General features: G+C 43.1%; 19 protein-coding genes. 10 read left to right on the plus strand and 9 right to left on the minus strand.

The window, feature by feature from the left end:
- Positions 1–66 precede the first annotated feature (66 nt).
- The 5 genes from ADJ77_RS03250 to ADJ77_RS03270 all read right to left on the minus strand — a co-directional run bounded on the left by ADJ77_RS03250 (position 67) and on the right by ADJ77_RS03270 (position 4,850).
- Entirely contained in the window at positions 67–1,128 is a 1,062-nt protein-coding gene (locus tag ADJ77_RS03250) for a relaxase/mobilization nuclease domain-containing protein (RefSeq protein WP_025078391.1), read from the minus strand.
- A complete protein-coding gene (locus ADJ77_RS03255; protein WP_018911156.1) occupies positions 1,118–1,543 on the minus strand; it encodes a plasmid mobilization protein in 426 nt (141 codons plus the stop codon). Before ADJ77_RS03255 ends, ADJ77_RS03250 begins: the two co-directional genes overlap by 11 nt.
- Positions 1,544–1,902: 359 nt before the next feature.
- On the minus strand, positions 1,903–2,364 hold the full coding sequence (locus ADJ77_RS03260; RefSeq protein WP_023926483.1) for a DUF3408 domain-containing protein: 462 nt from the start codon (positions 2,362–2,364) through the stop codon (positions 1,903–1,905).
- A gap of 4 nt (positions 2,365–2,368) precedes the next feature.
- Positions 2,369–3,325: a toprim domain-containing protein gene (locus ADJ77_RS03265; protein WP_025078390.1), complete on the minus strand. Its 957-nt coding sequence runs from the start codon at positions 3,323–3,325 to the stop codon at positions 2,369–2,371.
- 181 nt (positions 3,326–3,506) lie between these two features.
- The gene (locus ADJ77_RS03270) at positions 3,507–4,850 is read right to left on the minus strand and encodes a VapE domain-containing protein (RefSeq protein ID WP_282958397.1); all 1,344 of its coding nucleotides are present in this window, start codon (positions 4,848–4,850) and stop codon (positions 3,507–3,509) included.
- Between the two features lie 513 nt (positions 4,851–5,363).
- On the opposite strand from ADJ77_RS03270, the gene ADJ77_RS03275 reads away from it, so the two are divergent.
- Together ADJ77_RS03275 and ADJ77_RS03280 are read left to right on the plus strand one after the other, a co-directional pair.
- On the plus strand, positions 5,364–5,666 hold the full coding sequence (locus ADJ77_RS03275) for a helix-turn-helix domain-containing protein (protein ID WP_025078389.1): 303 nt from the start codon (positions 5,364–5,366) through the stop codon (positions 5,664–5,666).
- 12 nt (positions 5,667–5,678) lie between these two features.
- A complete protein-coding gene (locus ADJ77_RS03280) occupies positions 5,679–5,969 on the plus strand; it encodes a helix-turn-helix domain-containing protein (protein ID WP_025078388.1) in 291 nt (96 codons plus the stop codon).
- A 277-nt stretch (positions 5,970–6,246) separates the two neighbouring features.
- On the opposite strand, the gene ADJ77_RS14100 is transcribed toward ADJ77_RS03280, so the two are convergent.
- Positions 6,247–6,990: a response regulator transcription factor gene (locus ADJ77_RS14100; protein ID WP_023926478.1), complete on the minus strand. Its 744-nt coding sequence runs from the start codon at positions 6,988–6,990 to the stop codon at positions 6,247–6,249.
- A gap of 205 nt (positions 6,991–7,195) precedes the next feature.
- On the opposite strand from ADJ77_RS14100, the gene ADJ77_RS03295 reads away from it, so the two are divergent.
- The 8 genes from ADJ77_RS03295 to ADJ77_RS03325 all read left to right on the plus strand — a co-directional run bounded on the left by ADJ77_RS03295 (position 7,196) and on the right by ADJ77_RS03325 (position 15,091).
- Positions 7,196–7,375: a hypothetical protein gene (locus ADJ77_RS03295; RefSeq protein WP_023926477.1), complete on the plus strand. Its 180-nt coding sequence runs from the start codon at positions 7,196–7,198 to the stop codon at positions 7,373–7,375.
- Positions 7,376–7,527: 152 nt separating this feature from the next.
- Positions 7,528–8,571 carry a radical SAM protein gene (locus tag ADJ77_RS03300; RefSeq protein ID WP_244148551.1) on the plus strand — a complete coding sequence of 348 codons (1,044 nt, stop codon included), beginning with the start codon at positions 7,528–7,530 and terminating at the stop codon, positions 8,569–8,571.
- A 51-nt stretch (positions 8,572–8,622) separates the two neighbouring features.
- The gene (locus tag ADJ77_RS03305; protein ID WP_154663376.1) at positions 8,623–8,952 is read left to right on the plus strand and encodes a transposase family protein; all 330 of its coding nucleotides are present in this window, start codon (positions 8,623–8,625) and stop codon (positions 8,950–8,952) included.
- Positions 8,901–9,830, plus strand: coding sequence for an ISL3 family transposase (locus ADJ77_RS03310; protein WP_167336709.1), 930 nt, complete (start codon positions 8,901–8,903; stop codon positions 9,828–9,830). Before ADJ77_RS03305 ends, ADJ77_RS03310 begins: the two co-directional genes overlap by 52 nt.
- A 46-nt stretch (positions 9,831–9,876) precedes the next feature.
- Positions 9,877–10,122, plus strand: a complete 246-nt coding sequence (locus ADJ77_RS14390) for an SPASM domain-containing protein (protein ID WP_042740974.1) — start codon at positions 9,877–9,879, stop codon at positions 10,120–10,122.
- A gap of 8 nt (positions 10,123–10,130) precedes the next feature.
- The gene (locus ADJ77_RS03315) at positions 10,131–12,404 is read left to right on the plus strand and encodes a TonB-dependent receptor (RefSeq protein ID WP_025078512.1); all 2,274 of its coding nucleotides are present in this window, start codon (positions 10,131–10,133) and stop codon (positions 12,402–12,404) included.
- Positions 12,405–14,594, plus strand: a complete 2,190-nt coding sequence (locus ADJ77_RS03320) for a peptidase domain-containing ABC transporter (protein WP_025078511.1) — start codon at positions 12,405–12,407, stop codon at positions 14,592–14,594.
- Positions 14,595–14,611: 17 nt separating this feature from the next.
- A complete protein-coding gene (locus ADJ77_RS03325; RefSeq protein WP_025078510.1) occupies positions 14,612–15,091 on the plus strand; it encodes a hypothetical protein in 480 nt (159 codons plus the stop codon).
- A 174-nt stretch (positions 15,092–15,265) separates the two neighbouring features.
- On the opposite strand, the gene ADJ77_RS03330 is transcribed toward ADJ77_RS03325, so the two are convergent.
- From ADJ77_RS03330 to ADJ77_RS03340, 3 genes are read right to left on the minus strand one after another with little or no spacing between them, the layout of a single operon-like run.
- Positions 15,266–15,682 carry a hypothetical protein gene (locus ADJ77_RS03330; protein ID WP_025078509.1) on the minus strand — a complete coding sequence of 139 codons (417 nt, stop codon included), beginning with the start codon at positions 15,680–15,682 and terminating at the stop codon, positions 15,266–15,268.
- Complete coding sequence (locus ADJ77_RS03335) at positions 15,679–16,974, minus strand: site-specific integrase (RefSeq protein WP_025078508.1); 1,296 nt, start codon at positions 16,972–16,974, stop codon at positions 15,679–15,681. The genes ADJ77_RS03330 and ADJ77_RS03335 overlap by 4 nt, the downstream gene beginning before the upstream one ends.
- A 28-nt stretch (positions 16,975–17,002) precedes the next feature.
- A complete protein-coding gene (locus tag ADJ77_RS03340) occupies positions 17,003–18,232 on the minus strand; it encodes a site-specific integrase (protein WP_025078507.1) in 1,230 nt (409 codons plus the stop codon).
- Between the last annotated feature and the right edge of the window lie 84 nt (positions 18,233–18,316).

Raw genomic sequence — 18,316 nt, forward strand, 5'->3', positions numbered from 1 at the left:
TTGTTACCGAATAACAAGCGTTCTTGATGAGATATTCTTCTTTCTGCATTTTTTCTTAGGCGTGAGTTATAATCCTCTTCCACGTTTTTTCTTTCTGTTGGCTTGGTTCCTGAGCTTGCGCTGCCACGCTGTTTCAGCATAGTCATTGCCCTGTGTGGATGGTGTAATCAAATCGCCCAAGCCTTCCACCACATCATCGGCTGCACTAACAATGGTGTCTGCCACTGTACTAATAGGATTCTGCACTTGTGGTGTGTCATTGTCTCGTGAGATAGAAGAACGGCTTGGAGGCACAAGCTGATAGCCTGCATCAGGTTGTTCTTTCTTTTCTGTTGCCTCTTGTATTATTTGATATGTTTTCTTTGGTTCTTCCTTGTTACTTGCTTCAAAGTTCTTCTGCAAGGAACGGTAGCCGAACTCCCTGCCGATTTCGGAAGCCTTGAAGGATTGCCCTGCGTATGAGAATTTCAAGCCATAGACATTACCTTGCTTGTTCTTCATACGCTCTATAATAATGCCGCTTTTGTTCAATTCATAAAGGAACATGGAGTGTCCTGTGATACCTGTTCCTTTGTACTTGTCAAGCAGGGAATAACAGATTTGCTGTACCTCTTTCTTTGTTTGCTCTCTCGTCAGGCTAACTTTTGCCTTTTGGTATTTCTTCTCCGCCTTAATCTCCTTTGCGATCGTCAAGTTTTTCTCCCTGCTTATTTCCTCCGCCACTCTCGCTGCCTTGTTGCTCACAAAGGTGGTATCATAGACTTCTCCATACAGACTGATGCGGTTGGCGATGATGTGAATGTGTCTGTTGTCGGTGTCCTTGTGCGTTACTGCCACCCATTGGTGGTTGTCAAGTCCTATTCGTTTGGCAAACAAATGGGCTATCCGCATAAGTTCTGACACAGGTAGCTTTCTTTCGTCTTGTGGTGCGATGCCGATTTCGATACGGAGAAACTTGTTCCTGCAACGGCTGTTGTAGTCGCTGATCACTTTCATTTCCTCATAGATTGCCTTTGGTTCCCTGCTGCAAAGATTGTGGAAGGCAAGCCGATAGCCGAGCTTACCTTCTCTAAAAATATAGTCCAAAGCCGTGCTGCCGTAGGCTATCGCCTTACATTTACCTATCATCTCTCTTCAGATTTAAGACCTTATATACCTCATCATCCACACGAAAATGAGGGTCGTAAAACCGCTTAAATGCTTCTTTGGCACATAAGGAAAGGTTCTTTGTGATGAGTACCCATCTTTCGTCCTTGACTTTGATGAGATTGGAAACCTGCCCATAGAACTTTCCTGTATGTTGAAGAATGGCAATGGCTTCCCTCTCATTGTCTGTCATCTTGGGAACAGCTGTTACTTCTCCGTTAAGGAGTATCTCACGGCAGTAGTCGGAGAACTTCCGCCCTGTGCTTTCCGCTTTTGACTTGATACGTTGCTTTTCCTCTAAGGTACATCTTACCTTGATGAACTCCGTCTTGTTCATCCGCTGTTCTTCCTTATTCTGTTGCTGCCATCGGGCAGTTTTTCCCTTGTATCTTTTCATATAAGTTTCTTTAAAAGTTTATCATTGTAGATGGTTTGTTATTTCTTAATTCCTGAATGCTGACCGATGAGAACGGAGTGATTACGGTCTAATCTCCCCGACTGTCTGACAAGGGGAGCAAGAGCAGTTTGTGGGTACAAACTGACGTCTTGCAATGCTACCTAACAGACCGTTTACGCATAAAGCGTTTTGCTGTCCAAAAACGAATGCCGTGCATTCAGTATCTAACTGCGTTCGTGGTATTCCCACCGTTCAATGTATTCAGCAAAAAACTGTTATCGGTACTACCCTAAAAACGGTCGAGGATTTTGAGTGAAAGAGAGGCTTTTTCTGAAACCCCTCGACCATTTTCTTGCGGTTCACAGTTTTCTCCATTTCTCTACATCCTCACCGTATTCCTCCAAATGGTTGCGCACGATGTTCTCCACGAAACTTGAGAGGTTGTTGCCCCTGTCACCCAACCTGCGAACAATGAAGTCCGCACGTTCCTGTGTCTCCCTGCTCAGATAGACCGCTTTTCTCTCACTTAGCTTTGTTGGAACAAGGAACGCTTGCTTATAGGCTTCGAGAGTCTCCTTTCTCATCTTGGCACTGATGCGTCGTTGAACGGTTGCGCTCTCTGTATGCTGTGCAGGCTCGGATGGCGTGGCATGCTCTATGGCATGTTCTGCCTCTTGTTGTTTTTGCCCTTGAATATTTTCCATTCCCTTTGCCTGGAATTCAGAGACGGTTTGTTCACTTGAATTTTCAGCTTGGCTCATACCAAAAGTTTTTCCTATGAAACGATCTATTTCTTCCATATTTCTTCTTTCCTTTTTCATCACTCTATCTTATTTTAAGTTTGACTTGTTTTATCTTGTTGCTTGTATTTTGGGATTTCTCATGCTCACGAACACGACTGACATGAAACTCGTTGAGGTCTTTGAAGTCTCTATAATACACTGCCATATCTTCTACCTTAAAACCTGTGTTTACAAATTCCTGCACAGCTTTTCGACCTGCATCGTCATTATCAAGAAAAGCACGAACAGAGGTTATATTTCTTTTGTTCAGGTAGTGAATACTTCTTGCTACATTACTCACGGAATTCATCACGAGGCATTGGTTGGAAACTTTCCCTTTCATTGAAAGAAAAGAGAGAAAGTCCATGAAGCCCTCGAACAGACAGACAGGTTGTGCCTTGTCCTCAAATATAGGGGTGATGTCTTTCGGGGCAATCGTTCCCTTAAACAAATGATTGTCCCGTAGTTCATAACCACCTGAAGAATTGGCAAAGCCGATGGCTTCATATCTTCTTTCCCTTACCTCGTAGCTGATACATTTGAGAAAGGGTGTTGCCTTTTCTAAATCAATACAGCGTTCCTTTTTGAGATACTCCTGCAGGTGCGGCGGCAAGGTGTCTGAGATGCTTGTCAGTCTCCTTGTTCCGCTTGCCGTTACATCCTCTCTTTGATTTGGACTAATGGATATTTCTCTTTTTGGAGAATTGGAGCTGTACGCTGTATGCTCTAAAGCGTTCTGCCCCAAACGGCAGATGGCTTCCGAGAGCGTGCAGCCTTCCAAGCGTATACAAAGGTCGATGATACTTCCGCCCCTGCTTTCGGCATAGTCTATCCAAAGGTTCTTTTCCGTGTCCACCTTGAAACTCGGATGAGTTTCCTCCCTGAGTGGTGAGCGATACATGACATAGGTAGATGTTTTACGGACAGGTCTAATGCCTTTCCTTTCGAGATATTCCACGATGGAATATCGTTTGATTAGTAATAAATCTTCTTTTTTCATTGTTTTGATACTTTAATGGGTTGAATGATAATTATTTATGCTTGTCTGTTTTATGGTTTTACCGTTTCCAAAGTTTTTCCCCTCCAAACTTTTTCATCTTTCTTCTTACTACATACTATTTTGTGATAAGTGATTGATAATCAGTATTACTTTGTAGTATAAGACAATACTACACATTCTACTACATTTGGCTACTACAAGTTTGAAGGAGCGGGCAGGGCAAGATTTTCCTAATCTTGTAGACATAGATGGGGCTACCACCGTTTCTTCGTTTGCTCACCTTTATATATTCTGCTTTCTTCAAGGCTTCGCCCATACGCTTGGCAACAAGTGGCTGGTGGGTATAAATACCCAGATAGGTGAGTATCTCCGTAGTAGTCATTAACGAATAGCTTTCATCCTCCGTTGGCTTTTCAAAGCAACGCAGCAAGAGTTCCATCTCAGCGGTCTGTACTTGAAAGTCTTCACTCTCCCTGTATAGTTCAGCAATCTCATCATCATCAAACCAATAGCGAAAACCTAACTTTAACAGGGCTTTGGCTTCAGCATAGACCTTGTCCATTGAAATACGCTTGGCTTTCTCTATGTCTATGGAAAGAACTTCAAAGGGCAGGAAACGTCTGCTGCCTGTCGGGTCGGTAAGAAAGTCATTGCTGTTCACCGATGCCACGAAACTTGCCAAGTGGGGATGTTCCTCCACATACTTGTCGTAGGGCATACGGTATTTGACCATCGGGCAGGTAATGAGGTTCTTCAGCTCATTCTCATCACGTTTATTTAGAGCTTTGAGTTGATCGTCTATGTTTACGATGAGGTTTTGCCCGATATAGGTGAGCGTGTCCTTCTCCTGCAGATATATCTTGCCAGTGTAGCTATAGCCATACAATGCAGGTGGGCAGAGCAAATCCAAGAATGTAGTTTTGAACTTTCCCTGCTCGCCCGTCAGCACACGGCAGGTGTGGTTACAGCACTCACGGTCGTCCATTGCGTTGGCAACCACTGCCACGAGCCACTTGGTGAGATATTGTAACCACTTATCAGAGTTGCGCACGACTACGCAACTTGCCAAGTGGGGAATGGCTTTCAGTGAAAAGGGAGAACTGCTACTTACATCCACCAATGGTAATCCCTTGAAATACTCCTGTATGGGGTTGATGCGTGGAGAGAAGCTGCTCTCGATGATAGAGTATAGATTATCCGACGAGGTTATTATCCCGATGTCGTTGTCTATCTCTCTGCGGAGCGTGTTGATTTCATAGCGACCCACCTTTGTGAAGTGAGCATCATTCTTGCTACGATATTCAGTTCTACCCAATACCGTATTGTATCTGAACTCGTAGTGAATGGAGAGATAGGCTTCTATCTCCGAGTTCTTGGAGGAAATTCTTCTCGGTCTGGGCATATTGTTACTGCCTTCCGATTTGCCTTTATCTGCGCTTGTTTTCATTATATGCTTGGTTTTGTTTCCAAGAACGAAGTTATTAAGAGAACGGATAAGTTCCAAGCATTCGGAGAGTGCTTGCATAATGTTGCGTTCATTGGCAATGAAGTTCGCACGGATTTTTATGGAGACAGGAAAAGAAAAGACTGATTTAAACACAGATTAAGTCAAAACTGGGTATAAAATAATAAGGAAAGATAGAGGTAGAAGTGTACCCTTTGCACACGTTTGCAGTATTCTGCACCGATATTGTAAACAATAGAATCCGCGCAGAAATAGGGTAGCGTTTGTCCACACTAAGAGTGTTACAAGGTGTCTCTTGAACGAAGAATGATTGAATAGAACATGCACCGCCCTATCTTTGCGCCAAACGGACGGTGAAAGAAGAAAACAGGGTAAGAATGCGCAAACCGCTGCCGATAAAATGCGTTAGTTTTTCCTTCAACCTCCCAATGTTTCCCTGCTGTTCCCTACTGCTTTGAAGTATGACAAACTCACCATACTTTTGTTGGCATAAACGTGCGATGAAACGCAGAACAGACAAAGGTGTTGTCAATACCAATAAGACAGAATTACAAACAAAATAACAATAAAACTATGGGATATCTTATCATTACGGATTCAAATTGGGCAAGACTGAGGGACGAGATACTCAGCCTTGCCGAGACCTGCCACAAGGCATTCGGGAAAAAGAGCAGGCACACCGACTGGCTGCACAATGGTGATGTGTGCAAATTGCTTAATATCAGTAAGCGTACCTTGCAGCATTATCGTGATACAGGCGTGCTGCCATTCTCCCAAATCGGACACAAGTGCTATTACAAGCGTGAGGACGTGGAACGATTATTGGAAACCAAATCAGTGAAATCAAACACAGACAAATCCAAGAACAACAAATAAGACAAGAGAACTATGGAACAGGTAAGAGATTTGAACATGGAGGCTGACGATATGCAGGTGACGCTGTCCGCTATCAGCGGAGTAAGCAAGAGAATTAAGGAAGTAGCACAGACCCACAAACCGCTGTTTGGTGGAGAACATTTCCTAACGGGCAAGGATGTGTGCGAGCGGCTGTATATCAGCCCACGCACCTTACAGGATTATCGGGACAAAAGGATTATTTCCTATACGCAGTTCGCAGGGAAGATACTATATAAGGAGTCGGATTTGGAAAAAATGTTGGAGGAGAATTATAAGAGGTAACGAAACCTCTGCAAAAGTCCATAAAAAGAAGAATAAAGTGAATATAACTTACTGATAATCAATCATAGTTTTTCTTCCAAAAATAGTTTTGCAGAGGTCTCGGTAACAGGTATATTGCAAGTAGCTATTCAGCGACAAAGGACATAAAACAATATTAATAATCAAATAGTTACTTGTAATTACTAGACATTTCAATCCGTATATCTTCAGTAGAAAATCCAACAAAACCACTTTTCTATATCAACTTTTGCCTGATACGATATTTTGGAGATAGTACTCAAATTAGATTATAATCCTCTACATATTGTATGGCCTCAGTAATATTGCAAACTCCAAGTTTTTTGAATATGTTTGTTCTGTGAGTCTTGATTGTAGTTATCGAAACAGAGAGATACTCTGCGATGTTCGCTATGCTTTTACCATTTGCACTTTGCCCAATAATAACTTTTTCCATATTAGTTAAATGTGAATTATTGGTTTGCACCCATTTATCGTTTCTCAATTCAAAATGATAGTCAACCCCAGATAACTTAACCAAGGCGTTCCCTATTTGTTTTCTTGTTGAATACGTTAACATACAAATTCCTAGTGTAATATGTTTATTACTGTCAATTAAACAAGGGGTCAACGAGGCATGTATCATTTGCTTACATAAAGAAGTATTTATTGAAAAGTCAAAATGCAAGACAGAGGACTCTATATGGGTATAGTTTTTTTGTAATGCGAAATACGATTTAAGAATATTGCTCAAATAGCTTAACTGCCTTTCATCAAGTATATTATCAATTCTTCCTCCGTTATCTCTAAATCTTTTTTGTTGTAGAGTTGAAAAAATAGATGGTGATATATATAGAAAAGTATATTGACAGAAATCAATCAGAACTATTTTTCCATATCCAAGCCTATCAGTAGCTTGGGCACTTTTAATATAAGGAGAATAATCACTGATGGCTTGACTCTGGATACTCTGTGTGTTGTCGTCTGCCTCTTTTAACCCTTTTAAAATATCGAAAATCGTCATTCTATGGAGTTTTTTACGTGTTCACGTTTTTGACTATATAATGTTACATGAAAGATTATATATTATCATACAAAAGTATGATTTTACAAGGAAACCTGCAAGAAAACATCGAAATTATTTGAACTCAACTATATATTTTTCTAATTTTGACAACAAAAGAATGCAATGTCTGAAGCAGTAAGAAGGCGATTAAATGTTACATTAAATGAAAAACCAAAAACTTTTTTCAGTTGAGGAATTATCCTTAATGGAGTCGCTTGAAGTCAAGGGTGGAGCTTCTGAAATGGGAGCCTCTCAGACAGGATGTTCTAACAATGCTGCCGGATGCGGATGTGATGTTATTATTGTGACAGATCAATCTCAACAGGGGGTACAACATGCTTAATGAACAGTTCTACATCATTTCAACGTGTACCTGAAGGTATTTCGTGGTAGATGATAATGAAACTTCAACACTTTAAGAGCCATATCGTTCATTACCATACTTGATATGGCTCTTTTATTTTTTTACGGGATGTTAATTAAGTATTGTAATATATGAAAGCAAGTAATTATAACTATATAATATACCAAAATAACCAATCTTATTGGTACAATGGGCTTGAACACACTTATTTTAAGCTTCCCAAGGATTTAGGGTTAAAAATAGAGAGGCTACTCACAGACAAAGAAAGAATTGAGTTCATCCCTAAAGTTCTAAAAGACAAGCTATCAGCAAGTGGTTTCATTGTGCCGGATAATACTGATGAGCTTTCAATAATTAGGAAAAGATATTGTGATTCAGTAAACAAGAAGAACTATCTGTTAATCATTCTACCAACCTTGGATTGCAACTTTAAATGTTGGTATTGCATACAAAATCATATACCTTCAAGAATGTCGAAGAGTACAATGGAGAATGTGATGACACACATCAAATATATGATTGATGTACAGAATATAGAATCACTTCAAATCGAATGGTTTGGTGGTGAACCGTTAATGTACTTAAAACAAATTATAAAGCCAATATGTGAATTCGCACAAAAAGAATGTGAGAAAAAAGGTGTAAAATATTCAACAACAGCTACATCAAATGGTTACTTCATTTTCCCCAAAAACATTCCATTAATTCAAAAACTTGGCATGACGCGGTTTCATATTACATTAGATGGACCCAAACAGAACCATGATAAAGTAAAATATCAGAAAGGTTGTGATTCTGCATTCGATCATGTTCTAAACAACATCAACCAATTGCTCAGCAATACAAAGGCAGTTAATATTCTATTGAGAATTAACTATACTGACGAGAATCTAAATTATGAAATAGTAGATCAAATCAACCATCACATTACAATGGCTAATCGGGGAAGAATAACGATTACCCCCAAAAAAGTATGGCAAGAAAAGGTAAGGAAAGATAGATATAAAGACATCGGAGAACTTCTTAATTTATTTGAACAATCTGGTTATAACACAATACGTCTGGACGTTATCACAAACTTCGTTCCATGTTACGCTAGTCGTAAGTATTATAATGCCATTAATTTTAATGGTGATGTTATAAAATGTGGTTCTGCTGGATTTAGTGTGAATTAACATGCCGTTTCTTGCATAAAACAGTGCGGATTTCGTATCTTTGTGGTCATTATGAAGAGACCAGAAGACATCTTAGCCAAGCTGCTCCTCCAAAACAATGATGACAGGGAAATCGATCGTGTGACATGTGATGACTCCGCTGATGAGATACACATCACCCTCAAATATCGCCATGACACCATCCATGTTAATGGGAAGGAATTCCCTATATTTGACTTCCGTCACGAACGGAGTTGGAGGCACTTGGACATGTGGCAGTACAAGACGATTCTTGAAGCCCGAGTCCCCCGATACCGGGATGGAGATGGGATCAAGAGCGTCCCCGTTCCGTGGGCAATGCCGAACTCCCGGCTGTCTTGGTTGATGGAAAAAAAACGGTAGAAACATTACTGTCCACCAAGAATCAGACAAAGACTGCACGTCTTCTTCGCCTGTCCTTTGACCAAGTGCATGGAGTGATGCAACGGGCTGTTGAACGGGGATTGAATCGGCGTGACGACAGGCACATCCATGAGCATGTCTGTATGGATGAGAAGTCAATCCGACGGGGGCATGAGTATGTGAGTATGCTCTATGACGGAGATACAGGAAATGTCATCGAAGTAGAGGGCGGGCGCACCAGGAAAAGTGTTGAGAATCTGTGCTCCAAGGCTCTCACTGAAGAGCAAAGGGCAGGTGTGAAGACCGTATGCACGGACATGTGGGACGCCTTCATTGACGGAGCGAAGAAGTACTTCCCTAACGCCAGCCACTGCCACGACATGTACCACTGTGTCACCTATCTGAACGACGCCGTTGACAAAGTTCGCAAACGTGAGGTCAGGCACTTCCCGGAACTGAGACACACCAAATATTTGTGGTTAAAGGACCAGTCCAAATATACCACCAACGACCAGGCTCGTTTCAACAAGCTTGAAGATGCGGAATATGAGGTTTCGCAGGCTTGGAAAGTCAAAGAACTCTTTCGTGACCTCCTACATCTCAAGTACCATGGTGACATGGAAGCTTACGGAATGTTGCTGCGCCGGATGGATGATGCATTGCAGTACAACATAGAGGAAATCAACGGGGTGGTCTTCATGTTCAAGAGACACCTTAAAGGCATTGTCAGAGCCATGGTCACAGGTGCAAATAACGGCAAAGCCGAAAGAACCAACGGCTCCATTCAAGAGATAAAGACCATCGGCAGAGGATATGGAACTGCCGAGAGGTACAGGATTGCTATTCTATTTTTCTACGGTGGGCTAGACATAAGTTAATTCACACTAAATCCAGCAGAACCTAAAATGTACGGCATGCAATGATTTGTATGAGAACAAAACTCATGGCATTATTCAAAACGATGGTTCTATTTCTTGGAACATGGATTTTATCAGAAAATATGAGGTGAAATCCTTTGAGAATAAACGGTGCTTACAATGCAAACAACTTCCAATTTGTATGGGGGTGTGTCCAAGGGATAATGAATATGTAAATGCGTGTAAATTCGATGGAATGGATATCAATTTGGAAGATTCGATGGTAAATTACATTGATTCAATGTGTAAATAATTTATATTATGGTGGCAAGAATTTTCACAACGTTATGGTTTGCCTTTGTAGTCTCGTTGATAAGCAGCAACGCACAGAACAGGATATACGGTACGGTGACCGATTCGTCTGGCTGTCCATTAGTCGGCGTTGACTGCGTATTGGCCAGCTTATCTGACACGGCAGCCATTGCTCACACGTTGACGGATTCAAAAGGAACCTTCAGTTTGAATGTAGACGAAGACGGACAGTTCCTGTTGAAATTCTCTTACTTAGGATATCAGCCCAAACAACTAACGTGCAAGCGTGGCGATGTCGGAGTGGTCAAGCTGACAGAAAGCATACAGAACCTCTCAGAGGTCACTGTGTTGGCCCAAGGGCTAAGAAGCTTCGGCAACGCAGACATCATCCTGTTAGACAGGCGTGCCAGACAGATGGGAAACAACGCTTTGGAGGCCATCAGTAGCCTGCCGCAATTCAGACTTTCAACAAACAGCGGTGAACTGCTGACGGCAGATGGTAAAATTGTCTTGGTGCTGATTGATGGAATCAGGAGGTCGGTACGTGAACTGATGCTGCTCAAAGCCGACGAAATAAAGACCCTGCACTACTATTCCAATCCGCCTGCAAGGTTTGCGCATGAGAAGATAGGTGCTGTATTGGATGTGGCAACCAAACGCACCAACAAAAGGCACTATTCACTATATCTCGACACCAAAAACAGTATCACCACAGGATATGGTACCAACTTGATTTCCACCAGTTATAGCGATTCGCTCAACAAGGTGTCTGCGGCATATTTTCTGGACTACAGACATCTTGACCGGAACACCATGGAAAACCGTTATGTCTATCCGGATGTGACGAACGATTACAAGAGTCTGTCGGGTAAATACACTGGTACCTACCACATAGGACAATTATTCTATCAGCGTTTCCAAAACAGCAACCTTTTCAATATCACTTTAGAATATCGTAAGTTTCCGGCTACCCAGCAATACAGTCAACAGCTCTTGCGGACGGGTACATTGGAAGATGCCAACCACAGAAGGCTTCAAAGTGACTTTTCATCCATATCGGCCAACATCTACTTCGGACACACCTTCCGTAAAGGCAACAGTCTGTCGGTCAATGTGGTGAACACTTATTTCAAATCCAATTCGAACAATAATCTAACAAACACCTCGGGAACGGGAACGTTTACCAACGTCGTCGACAACAAGTCTTACTCGCTAATAGCAGAAGCACTTTATACTGACAAACTGTGGCAGGGAAATATACAGATAGGAGCCTACTATCAATACAAAAACCTGCGTCAGACAGACGGGGCATCCAATTTGTCGACAGTGAATACGCAAAAGGAATACCTATACGCCGACTACACCAATCAATGGGGGGCATTGTCCTACAACCTGGGAATCGGTGTGGAGAACAACCGATATAGAACTGCGACGAAGGCAATAGCCAACTACATCCTTATGCGGCCTTCTGTTTCTCTTAATTACCAGCTGCACAAACACAGTTCGCTACGCCTGACCTCGTCCATAGCATCTGCGGTTCCTAACGTCGGTCAGCTCACAGATAGTCGTACCGTCGTGGATGAACGATTCTATCTACAAGGCAACAGCAGTCTGAAGCCCTACCATTTCTACCGCACCGAACTTAGCTTCCAGTATGCGTCGGCCAATAATATCTGGTTTGTCAAACCTTCCGTCAGCCATGCCTACTATCCCAGCAAGAATATGACAGTTGTTTCCGCTGACGGTTCGGACTTCGTGAACCAGATTGTGGGCATCCGCCATGTCAACGAGTATGGCGCATCGCTTGTTCTGAGTTGCAGACCTTTCTCCTGGCTAACTTTGCAGCCTTACTATAACTATATGTTTTCCAAATACAATACGCCTAATCAGCGTGTCAACCACAATCTGAACAATGTCGGAATCTCTTGTCAGGTGGTGGCAGGCAAGTGGCAGTTCATTACCAACCACAATCTACCGATGACCACTGTTGAAGGTGATGTCTTTGAGAAGATTGGGTATAATGCGAACGCATCCCTTACATACAGAATCGGTGCTGTCACCGTGGGTGCCATGTTCATTTACAATCCCGATCCTTCCAAGATTTATGCAGATACTCCTTCATTCCATTTCGTAGAAAAGACCCGATGGGGTAATTTCAAAAATCTTGTGGCACTGACTTTCGTCTATTCTTTGTCAAAAGGCAATTCACGAAGGCATCTGGGTAAAAACATTAATAATAGAGACAACGACTCCGGTCTTACCAAATACAACACAGCAAAATAAATGTCCTTTTATTTTTATAGACAACATGACGCCATGCAGTGTGGGATTGCCTGCATGGCTATGGTCTGTAAGTATTATGGTAGAAAGTGTTCATTTGAAACTCTATCAAATACCTGTACTATAACCAATGAGGGTGTTTCAATGCAGGCTTTAAAACAATTGGCAGAAGCCTTAGGTTTTGATGTGCTATGTGGAAAAGCAAGCTTGTATCAAATAAAAGACATAAATTATCCTTGCTTACTCCATTGGAACCAAAATCATTTTGTTGTACTATACAAAGTTAAAAAGAACGGATTCTACATTGCAGACCCTGCAAAAGGGCATGTAAAATACGACCTCGAAGTATTTAAGAAGCATTGGGTCAGCACTCAATCGGACGGTGAGGAGAAAGGAATAGTCATGTTCTTGGAACCCACACCAGCATTTTATGAAAAGCAGATGGAGGAACAGCCAACAGAGGAACGCTCGTTCAGATTCCTCTTTGGCTACATCAAGCAATATCGCAAGTACTTCGGGCAGATTGTCTTAGGTTTGCTCGTGGGCAGTTTGTTACAGCTTATTCTGCCTTTCCTCACCCAGTCTATCGTGGATGTGGGCATCAAAAACCAGAATATCGGTTTTATATGGCTGATACTCTTAGGACAACTGATGCTTACCGTGAGCCGTACTGCCATCGACTTTATTCGCCGTTGGCTGTTGCTGCACATCTCGCCGCGCATCAACATCTCATTGGTAAGCGACTTCTTCATCAAGCTCTTAAAGCTGCCGATGTCATTCTTCGATACCAAACTGATGGGCGACCTCATGCAGCGTATGGGCGACCACAGTAGGGTGAACACGTTTCTGACGCAACAGACGCTCAGTATCGTGTTCTCACTCTTCACCTTTGTGGTGTTCAGCATCGTACTGCTATCCTATAATTGGCTCGTCTTTGCCATCTTCATGCTCGGCAGTCTGCTTTATGGCGGTTGGCTTGCACTCTTCCTCAGGCGCAGAAAGGTACTCGACTACGAACTCTTTGAGCAGCAAGCCATCAACAACAACAAGACCTACGAGTTTATCACCTCCATGCAGGAGATCAAGCTGCAAGACTGCGAGCAGCGCAGACGCTGGGAATGGGAGGACGTGCAGGCAGACCTCTTCAGGATACAGATGAAGTCCCTCAAACTCCAGCAGACACAGGAAGCAGGCAGCATATTCATCAACGAACTCAAAAACATTGTTATCACGGTGGTGGCAGCAACAGCCGTGATTCACGGACAACTCACACTGGGTATGATGCTTGCCGTGCAGTACATCATCGGACAGCTCAACTCGCCAGTGGAACAGCTGATGAGTTTCTTCTATTCGGTGCAGGACGTGAAGATTAGCCTTGAGCGTATCAACGAAATCCACCATGTTGATGATGAGAACGGGAAACAAGGTCTGGTAACAACGGTGAAAGAAGAAAATCAATGTATAGAACTTGAAAACATAAACTTCAAATACGATCCACACGCACTGAAAACCATCATCGATGATGTAAGCCTTACTATCCCCAAAGGCAAGGTAACAGCAATTGTCGGGGCGTCGGGAAGCGGAAAGACCACCCTCATCAAACTCATGCTGGGTTATTACCCTGTATTGGGTGGACAAATTACCATTGGTGGAACGGATGTAAACACACTTAACAAGAAATGGTGGCGCAGGCAGTGTGGCGTGGTGATGCAGGATGGCGTAATATTCTCCGAGTCGATAGCAAGAAACATTGCCGTGGATGATGGAGAGATAGACAAGGAGCGTTTGCTGAAGTCTGCCGAGATAGCCTGTATTCACGATTATGTGATGGGGCTGCCCTTAAAATATAACACAAAGATTGGTCGCGATGGCGTGGGATTGAGCCAAGGGCAGAAACAGCGCATACTCATAGCGAGAGCCGTGTATAAGAACCCCGACTATATCTTCCTTGACGAAGCCACCAACTCGCTCGATGCCAACAATGAGCGTATGATAGTAGAACATCTTGATGAGTTCTACAAAGGCAAGACGGTGGTTATCGTGGCACACCGCCTAAGTACGGTGAAGAATGCTGATCAGATAGTGGTATTGGATAAAGGCAAGGTGGTAGAAATTGGCAACCACGAAGCACTCACAGCAAAGCGGGGTGCATACTATAACCTCGTAAAAAATCAGTTAGAATTAGGCAACTAACAGCAGAAAGGAATATTATGGCAGACAACAAGATAGAACTCCGCAGCGAGAAAGTAAGGCATATCATTGGCGAGATACCGTCAAGGATTGTCCGTTATGGTATCACGATAATCACCATTGTGATATTGGGACTATTGGTGGGCGCATATTTTATACCTTATCCCGAAACCATCAGTGCAAAGGTGCAGATGACAAATGCCCATCAAGGCACAATAACCGTTCCCTATAAATACGTGAATACGATAGCAAGAGGAATGACAGCGAACATCGAAGTTGAGGGTTACGATGCAGAAACATACGGAGTTGCAAATGGTGTAATAACAGCCACATCGCATACACCCCGACAAACGGCAGAAGGCAGCGTATTCACGGCACAGGTAAGGATAACGGATTGCAGGTATAAAATTATCAGCGGAATGGTGGGCACGGCATCTATACTTATAAGCAATGAAAGCGTGCTCCAGAGGATAGTCAAGCAAATAACAAATAGCATATAATTCCCTTTTTAACCGTAATAAAGCAGTGAAAGAAGAAAGGCAAATGTAGTTACTGCGTAGTACAATTATTTTGAGCAGCCAACTACACGTTAATCCTTTCTCTTTCACCGCTTTAACTCTTATTGTAGTAATGTAGTAAGATATAATCGGTGAAAGAAAAAGGAAATATATTCATTAGTTCTTGGTATTGCCTAACAGGAAGATTGGCGTTACAATGGCAGCCTCTGTCTGCAATCTTCTACTGATGTACTTTCTGAATAAATGCGCTTCCATGCTGTCCAATAGAAAGGACAGGGCAATGATTGTTGAGAGCGGATAAAGTGATGCATAACCAACACACTCTCTACCATTGATAACCTCTTCTTGGCCTGCACCCCTTTCATCGGGATGCAAGTTGGAAGATTTTATTATCGCTTGAAGCCTATGATTGAGTTTTCTCCACGTCACACCGAAGAACCTCGCAAGTTCTCCCTCCGTCATGGCAATCTCGCCTTTACCCTTGTGGACAACCTGCATATTACTCCCCCAATCAAAGTAACTGCGATGATTGTACGTGCTATTTTTGCTCTTTGAATTATTGCTTGCTTTCATGCCGTTTCCTCCATTTTACAGGTTGCAAAATCCGAAGGTTCACAAGCCCCTCTCTCCGCTATTTCTTTCTCCTTTGCCGATTGTTTGGCTATAAGCCTGTCCATATCCTTTGAAATCTTGTTGTCCGTTACCTGCGCATAAATCTGCGTGCTTGATATGGAGGCATGCCCCATCATCTTGGCTATGCTCTCAATAGGAATTCCTGCGCTTAGACACATCGTGCCAAACGTATGTCTTGCCATGTGGTATGAAAGTCTTTGACGGATACCGCAAGCCTTACCCACGATGCTCAGGTTCTTGCCCATCACGCTACGGCTGCAATGAGGTTGAAAGACAAGGCTGTCGCCTTTTTCTTTCACCGCCTGCTGTTCTTCGTTTCCTGCCTGCGCATTCCTGCAATGGCTGATGATAGTTCCAGCTATGGGATGTAACGGCACGACAAACTCTGCCTTTGTCTTCTGACGCTCTTTGCGTATATATCTCTGTCCGTCTGCTGCCGTTTGGATATGGTTGTATTCCAAATTTTCCATATCAGCGATAGCCATACCTGTGAAGCAGGAGAAGACGAACATCAGCCGTGCCAATTCCGATTCTCTGTCGTTCATCGTCATTGCCATGAGTTTCATTACATCGCCCTTTTGCAAGAAGCGTATCTTCTTTTCCTCCTTCTCATACTTGGCGTTCTCAAAGGAATTGCAGCGGATAATCCTGCTGCTCACCGCACGAAACATCAGTCGGCTCAGCCAACAGAGATTGGTATTGACAGTCGATGCTTTCAGCCCACGCTTTTTCAGGAAGAAACGGTATTCCTCGAACAAACTCTCCGTAATGGTGGCGATAGATATGTCTTGTACTCCTTTGTTTTCGATAAATTCTCGGAGATTTTTATCAGAATAGTAAAGGTTCAGATAAGTCCCCTCTGCCCTTGACTTTCCAACGCTTTCCTTGACGGCTTGCAGTTCCGCCTTGCTCATTGCAAGGAGCGTGGTGGGGTTGGTGGCAATGCCTTGCAAACTGTTCTTGATAAGTTCCACACTTACCACTCCTTCCCTCGTCAGTATGTCCCGATAGGTTTTTTCTATCAATTCCCTGAACTCATTGATTCTTTGGTTGGTCTTCCTATTGGTTGTCAAACCCTGTTTGGTGTTCCACTCGGAGGGATTGCACTCTTCACCTGTGCTAATGGCTGTGCTCTTTCCGTCGATGGTGATACGGCAGAGAATGGCGGTATTGCCGTCTGCCTTTGTTTTCTGTCTGTTGATATAGAATAGAGTCTTGAATGTACTTCTCATAATGATTTTAGTTTTAATATGTCTATTGCTAAATACTCATCTGCATATCCTCCGTGAAAGAAAGGAAATGATTAAACTCCTCAAAGAGTTTTTGGGGTGTAACCTTTGCATAACGCTCGGTCATACTTACGTTGCTATGTCCGAGCATCTTGCTCACCGTTTCTATTGGCACTCCTTGCTCAAGCGTGATAAGCGTGGCAAAGGTGTGTCTTGCCGTATGTGTGGTAAAGGGAAACGATATGCCTGCACGAAGCCGCAGGGCTTTCAAACAGATCTGATAGTTCTTGTACTTGATATAGGGGAGTAATGTTTCCCTTCCATCGCTGTGGAGCTTCTCCATCAGCCTTATGGCTTCGGGCAGCAGTTTGACACGACAAGGCACACCTGTCTTCTGACGGTTGAACTTCAGCCAAAGGCAACCCTCATCATCACGCACAAGATGGGACTTGTTCAGTTCCATCAAATCGCAATATGCAGCACCTGTATAACAGGCAAAGAGGAAAATATCCCTTGCCGTTTCCATTTCCTCCTCCAATTCCTCAAAGCGGAGTACTTTTAACTTGTCCAATGCTTCCCTGTCCAATGCTTTGGGCAGTCTCTTATCGCCCTTGCTGATTTTGGCTTTGTCAAATAGAAGAACATCAACCAATCCCTCACGGTAAGCCAATCTGCATACCGTCTTCAAATGCGTGGCTGCATTATAGAATGTGCTTTCTTGAAAACCGCACTCATCTAAGAAATACTGCCCAAACTCATAGATAAAGTTCTCTGTGAGCTGTGAGAAAGCCAAGTCTGCTACCTTGTACTTCCGTTGAATAAACTTCTGCAAATGAATTCGGGTAGAGTGATAGCCGTGTATGGCTCCTTCCTTGATGTCTATACCAACATGGCTTTCCTTCTCCTTGATGAGCATATCCAGCCTTTCGATGAGCATGCACCGTGTCTGTACGCTCCCTTGGAACAGCTCTTTCACATCGGCTGCATCAAATGGGCAACCTTTGGATAGCAGAGATTGATAAGCTGACTGAACAGACAACAGCAGATTTTCCAATTTACCGTTTATCTCCACCGCCTCACGACTCTTGCCATCCATTCTGCTCTCTCGTGGATTCCACAAGTCGGGGTTGCAGGAGAGTTTACAGCTGAACTGCGCAATGGAACGCCCAATGGTAATGCGTCCCATAATCGGGGCTTTTCCAGACTTGTCAAGACCGCTCTTTTTAAGGTAGAGCAACACCTTCATTTTCTCTGTTTTCATACGCTTCGATGTGTTGTGGCAAAATTACCAATTTCAAAGCGTTCCTTACTTATGCAGAAAACTGCCGACCGAAGCAACAGCCAC

It is taken from the genome of Prevotella fusca JCM 17724 (assembly GCF_001262015.1).
Classification (GTDB): Bacteria; Bacteroidota; Bacteroidia; order Bacteroidales; family Bacteroidaceae; genus Prevotella; species Prevotella fusca.